A 5,829-nucleotide genomic window follows, 5' to 3' on the forward strand; every position below is an offset into this window, starting at 1 on the left:
TCTCGACGCCGAGATCCTTCCACGGCAGCTTGGCCGGGTCACGCTCCTGCACGACCTTGATGGAGTGGCCGTTGACGATCAGCACGCCGCCCCCGTCTTCTGATTGGGCGGTCTCGATGGTGCCGGGGAAGCGGCCGTGGACGCTGTCGTACTTCAGCAGGTGCGCGTTGGCCTTCAGATCGGCGAGGTCGTTGATCGCCACGACCTCCACGTCCTTGCGGCCGCTCTCGTAGATTGCGCGCAGAACCAGACGGCCGATGCGGCCGAACCCATTGATCGCTACCCGTACAGCCATGATGTGCTCCTGTCGTTCGGTTGCGGTCTCGTGCCGATTTGCGGGCGGAGACTCGTGTCAACCAGGGAAGGCGGGTTTCGACCCGCAAAGATTGCAATTTCCGTTCAGGCGGGGACGGCGCGCGGCGACATCGCATCCAGCCATGCCGGCAGGGCGTCGCGGGTGGTCAGCTCGCTGAAGCGGTCCTCCACCCCGGCCGCGGCCAGCGCCGCGATGGTGTCGTCGCCGGCCGCCACCGAGCGCAGGCCGGCGTCGCGGGTGCGCCGGGCGATGAACCACGCCAGCGCATCGGTGCCGCCGTCGAAGGGCGCGATCTCGCAGACGCCGAGCGGGCCGGTCCAGACGACCGTCCGGGCGGCTTCGACGCAGGCGGTCAGCCGGGCCGCCGACGCCGGGCCGATGTCGAGAACCATGTCCTCCGGCCCGATGGCGGCGCAGGAAACGATGCGGTCCTCCGCTCCCTTCCGCGCCTCGGTCGCCACCACCACGTCGACCGGCAGCAGCACCTCGCAGCCGCAGGCCTTCGCCCGGTCCAGCAGTTTGCGCGCCCCGTCGAGCAGGTCATAATCGCACAGCGAGGCGCCCATGTCGGTGCCGGTCGCCGCCAGGACGCTGTTGGCGATGCCGCCGCCCAACGCCAGCACGTCGACCCGCGCCACCAGCCGGACCAGCAGGTCCAGTTTGGCCGACAGGTTCACACCGCCGACGATGGCGCAGATTCCGTTGCCGGATCGTCCCATCTTGTGGGCCGGAGTCCGACCTCCCGTGTCGCGGCCGCCCGCGATCAGGCGAAGCCGGCCGGTCAGGTGCGGAACCGGGCTGCCTTGGGCATCGATCGTAAGCATGATGCCTGTCCTTTCCTTCAAACCAGTCTCGTTGTCGGTGCCGCCCGCCGCGGTGGGAGGGGGGATGCTGCGCCCCCGATTTCGCGGTGCCGGGTTTCGCGGTAGAGGATCAGCAGGCCGCTGCCGATCACCACCGTGGCGCCGATCACCACATGCGGAGCCGGCACGTCGCCCCAGACCAGCCAGCCGAGGACCGACGCATAGATCAGGCTGGCGTAGCTGAAGGGACCGACCACCACCGCCCGGGCCAGCGCATAGGCCCGCGTGCTGAAATACTGCGCGCCGCCGCCGGCGATCCCCATCGCCACCATCAGGGCCAGCGCATGCCCGTCCGGCATCGTCCAGCCGAAGGGCAGGGCCAGCGCGCTGAGCAGGGTGGAGATCACGGTGAAGTAGAAGACCGTGGTCACCGGCCGTTCCGTGCGCCCCAGCTGGCGCATGGCGATCATCGCCAGGGCGTAGCAGACCGCTGCAACCAGCGCGACCAGCGCCCCGCGGTCGAGCATGCCGGCGCCGGGCTGCACCATGATGAGCACACCGATGAAGCCGACCACCACCGCCCCCCAGCGGAAGGCGCCGACCTTCTCCCCCAGCAGCGGGACCGACAGCGCCGTCAGGAACAGCGGAGCGGAGTAGGAGATCGCCACGGCATTGGCCAGCGGCATCAGGTGATAGGCCCAGAACAGCAGCACCATCGACGCCAGACCGATGACCGCCCGCCACAGATGCCCCTGCCAATGTTCGGTTTGCAGGCAGCTCTGCCCGCCCGCCGCGGCGACCATGGCGACCGCCGGCAGCAGGGCGAACAGGTTGCGGAAGAAGGTGACCTCGCCCAGCGGATAGCTCTCCGCCAGCAGCTTGGCCAGCGCGTTCATGACGGTCATCAGGACCATCGCCAACAGCATCGACAGGATGCCGAGCCGGACGTTTTCCGGAGGGGTGGCGGTGGGGGATGTGGGGGGCTGTTCCATGGTGATGTTTCCGATCTCCCTCTCCCCCCCCGGGGAGAGGGTCGGGGTGAGGGGGATGCACAGCGTGCCTTCCCGAGAATCCTCGCCCTGCGCCCCCCTCACCCTAACCCTCTCCCCGGGGGGAGAGGGGACCTGTAGGAGGGGAGAGGGCCTTTACGCCGCCCGGCTCAATTGCTCGGCGGCGATCACGCCCAGCGTGTGGCGGGCGATCATCCGTTCCTCGTCGGTCGGGATGATGAAGACCGGCACGCGGCTTTCCTGGGCGGAGATGCGGGTCGCCTTGGCGCGGTTGGCCGCCGGGTCGATGGCGACGCCGAGCCAGGACAGCTTCTCCGCCACCCGCGCCCGCACCAGCGTGGAGTTCTCGCCGACGCCGGCGGTGAACACCACCGCGTCCAGCCCGCCCATCGAGCCGGCCAGCGCCGCCACCTGCTTGGCGACATTGTGGCAGAACAGCTCCACCGCCTCGGCGGCGGCCGGCAGGTCGGAGTTCTCCAGGTCGCGCATGTCGTTGGAGAGGCCCGACACGCCCAGCATGCCCGACTTGTGGTAGAGCAGCTTTTCCAGCTCGTCGGCGCCGTAGCCCTTCTCGCGCATCAGGTAGATCAGCACGCCGGGGTCGATGGCGCCCGGCCGGGTGCCCATTGGCACGCCGTCCAGAGCCGTAAAGCCCATGGTGGTGTCGACGCTGTGCCCGGCGCGCATGGCGCACAGGCTGGCGCCGCTGCCGAGATGACAGACCACCACATGCGCGTTGGCCAGTTCCGGCGCCACCTGCGGCAGGCGGTGCGCGATGTACTCGTAGCTAAGGCCATGGAAGCCGTAGCGGCGGATGCCCTCCGCCGTCAGTTCGCGCGGGATGGCGAAGGTCTGCGACTGCCAGGGCTGGGTCTGGTGGAAGGCGGTGTCGAAGCAGGCGACCTGCGGCAGCGACGGGTAGACCTGGGCCAGCGCCCGCATGGCGGCGATGTTGTGCGGCTCGTGCAGGGGAGCGAGCGGGATCAGCTCCTCCAGCTGGTCGAGCACCGTCGGGGTGACGCGCACGGGGGTGGAGAAGCGGGTGCCGCCATGAACGACGCGATGGCCGGCGGCCACCAGCGTGGCGCCCTTCAGCTCGTGCCGTATCCAGTTGAGCAAGAAGCCAAGCAGGCCGGCGCGGTCGGCGGGGCCGACCTCGTCCAGCACCCCGTCGGCGAGGACGCGGCGCTGCGCGTCCTTGGCCTGGAAGTGGGGGGCGGTGCCGATGCCGGAGATCTGGCCGGTGACGACCGGTTCGATCTCGGCGGCGCTTCCGCCCTGGAAGACGCAGAATTTGAGGCTGGAGGAGCCCGCGTTGATGACGAGGCAGGCGTCCTCGCTGGAGTTCGACAGTGCGGCCATGACGGTAACGTCCTATTCGGCGGCCAGCGCGAGCTTGGGCTGGCGGTGAGCGGCGGCGACCAGCGAGGCGACGGCGCAGGAGGCGAGCCGGGCCCGCATATTGTCGGCGCGGCTGGTGAGGATGACGGGGACCTTGGCGCCCAGCACGATGCCGGCGAGGTCGGCGTTGGCCAGGAAGGACAGCTGTTTGACCAGCATGTTGCCGGCCTCCAGATCGGGGGCGAGCAGGATGTCCGGCTGGCCGGCGACGGGCGAGGTGATGCCCTTGGTGCGCGCCGCCTCGGCGGAGATGGCGTTGTCGAAGGCCAGCGGGCCGTCGAGGATGCCGCCGGTGATCTGGCCGCGGTCGGCCATCTTGCAGAGCGCCGCCGCTTCCAGCGTGGTGTTGATCTTCGGGTTGATCGTCTCGACCGCCGACAGGATGGCGACGCGCGGGGTGGCGACGCCCAGCACCTTGGCGAGGTCGATGGCGTTCTGGACGATGTGGACCTTGTCCTCCAGCGTCGGGTAGATGTTGATCGCCGCATCGGTGATCAGCAGCGTCTTGGAGTAGGTCGGCACATTCATCAGGAAGACGTGGCTGATGCGGCTGGCGGTGCGCAGGCCGGTCTCCTTCTTCACCACCTCGCCCATCAGCTCGTCGGTGTGCAGGCTGCCCTTCATCACCGCTTCGGCGTCGCCGGTGCGGGCCAGCGCCACGGCGGCTGCCGCGGCGGCGCGGCTGTGGGCGGCGTCGACGATGCGGTAGCGGGAGATGTCCAGGCCGTTGGCAGCGGCGACCTTGCGGATGAGGGCCTCCGGCCCGACGAGGATCGGCTCGATCAGCCCGGCCTCGGCGGCCTCGACGGCACCCTGGAGGGAGCTGGCGTCGCAGGGATAGGCGACGGCGGTGACGACCGGCGGCAGCTCGTCGCATTTGGCGAGCAGCGCGTCGTGCTTGTCGTGGCGGATCATCTGGATCTGCGGCAGCTCATGCGCCGGGCGGACGACCTTCTGGGTCGGGGCGATCACCTCGGCGGTGCCGAGCACGACGATCTCGCCATCCTGGTTGGTGCAGACGCAGTCGAAGACGACGACGTTCCGGGCCGGACGCTTCTCGATCACGGTGACGGTGGCGGTGACGATGTCGCCCAGCCCGACCGGGCGGCGGAACTGCAGGCTCTGGCCGGCATAGAGCGAGCCGGCGCCCGGCAGATAGGTGCCCAGCACGCCGGAGATCAGCGAGCCTGACCACATGCCGGGGCCGATCACCTTCTGGAACCGGCTGTCGGCAGCGAATTTCGGGTCGAGATGGGCCGGGTTGATGTTGCCCGACACCGTGGCGAACAGCTCCACATCCATCAGGGTGAGCTGGCGCGACAGGCTGGCCGACTGGCCGATCTGGATTTCGTCGAAGGTCACATTCTCGACCACGGCGCAGGCGCCATTGCCGGAAGCTTCACCACTGGCACGCATTTTTGAACACTCCGGTTGACCGGGTCGAGCAAGCGGCCCGTTTTACGGTCCGATGGGGCGGCGTCGGGAAGGGACGGAAAGCGGACCGTCCAGTGTTTCATCCGAGGGCGTCGCCCGTTTTGCGCCGGCGTTCTGCGCCGCGCCGGGAACCGTAGATATATTAATATATTAACTGTGCATCGCAACATGGAACTGGTGGAAAGCCGGGCGCCTGACACTTTGCCGCAGGTGGCTCTCGCCCCCTCCCGGGGCGGACTATGGCATGCACACAACCATGGGCGACATCAAGCCTCTGGAACAAAAGGAACTTTGCGTCATCCCCGCGAAGGCGGGGATCCAGGAAACTTCGCAGCTGAGCGGCTGAAAAGGCTGGATTCCCGCCTTCGCGGGAATGACGGCCAAATAAGTGTCATGTTTCCAGTGCATTAATCGCCCGTGAGTGCTGTGCATCCCGTAGTCCGGGGCGGGAGAGGGAGACAAGTGCCGTCCGGCGGGGCTTCCCCCTCCTCCCGGGGAGAGACGGGAGGAGGGGGCCAACGGCGGGACGCCTCAGCGATCAAGGGCGCCCGCCGCCCGTCCGTGAAGTCCCTTCAGGTGCGTTCCCGGTCGCCGTGATGCCCCTCCGGGGGCGGGAGAGGGCGGGCGGAGGGATCGCCGGGCAGGGGACTTCAGGAAGCTCGTGAAACTCAGGCCTTCAGGATGCCGCGGCCGGCGAAGCGGGATGCTGCGCCCAGCTGCTCCTCGATGCGGATCAGCTGGTTGTACTTGGCCAGACGGTCCGAACGGCTCAGCGACCCGGTCTTGATCTGGCCGCAGTTGGTGGCGACCGCCAGATCGGCGATGGTGCTGTCCTCGGTCTCGCCCGAGCGGTGCGACAGGACGG

The 5,829-nt window shown here is 68.7% G+C and carries 5 protein-coding genes and 1 pseudogene; all 6 read right to left on the bottom strand.

Features of this window, described 5'->3' with window-relative positions; genetic code table 11:
• Positions 1–295, bottom strand: a 295-nt coding sequence (locus TSH20_RS33925; protein ID WP_282183601.1) for a glyceraldehyde 3-phosphate dehydrogenase NAD-binding domain-containing protein, incomplete at its 3' end; no start/stop codon positions are given.
• Between the two features lie 104 nt (positions 296–399).
• Positions 400–1,140: a phosphoglycerate kinase gene (pgk, locus tag TSH20_RS33930; RefSeq protein ID WP_109157631.1), complete on the bottom strand. Its 741-nt coding sequence runs from the start codon at positions 1,138–1,140 to the stop codon at positions 400–402.
• 17 nt (positions 1,141–1,157) lie between these two features.
• Entirely contained in the window at positions 1,158–2,111 is a 954-nt protein-coding gene (locus tag TSH20_RS33935) for a DMT family transporter (protein ID WP_109157630.1), read from the bottom strand.
• A gap of 153 nt (positions 2,112–2,264) precedes the next feature.
• Positions 2,265–3,491, bottom strand: coding sequence for an acetate/propionate family kinase (locus TSH20_RS33940; protein WP_109157629.1), 1,227 nt, complete (start codon positions 3,489–3,491; stop codon positions 2,265–2,267).
• 12 nt (positions 3,492–3,503) lie between these two features.
• Positions 3,504–4,946, bottom strand: coding sequence for a bifunctional enoyl-CoA hydratase/phosphate acetyltransferase (locus TSH20_RS33945; RefSeq protein WP_109157628.1), 1,443 nt, complete (start codon positions 4,944–4,946; stop codon positions 3,504–3,506).
• A gap of 686 nt (positions 4,947–5,632) precedes the next feature.
• Positions 5,633–5,829: pseudogene (eno, locus tag TSH20_RS33950) on the bottom strand (phosphopyruvate hydratase); the annotation flags it as partial.

Source organism: Azospirillum sp. TSH20 (assembly GCF_003115935.1).
In the GTDB taxonomy this organism is placed as follows: Bacteria; Pseudomonadota; Alphaproteobacteria; order Azospirillales; family Azospirillaceae; genus Azospirillum.

Excerpts from the sequence above, each read along its gene's own strand:
- TSH20_RS33935 (WP_109157630.1), bottom strand. The coding sequence starts at position 2,111 with ATGGAACAGCCCCCCACATCCCCCACCGCCACCCCTCCGGAAAACGTC.
- pgk (WP_109157631.1), bottom strand. The coding sequence starts at position 1,140 with ATGCTTACGATCGATGCCCAAGGCAGCCCGGTTCCGCACCTGACCGGC.
- TSH20_RS33945 (WP_109157628.1), bottom strand. The coding sequence starts at position 4,946 with ATGCGTGCCAGTGGTGAAGCTTCCGGCAATGGCGCCTGCGCCGTGGTC.
- TSH20_RS33940 (WP_109157629.1), bottom strand. The coding sequence starts at position 3,491 with ATGGCCGCACTGTCGAACTCCAGCGAGGACGCCTGCCTCGTCATCAAC.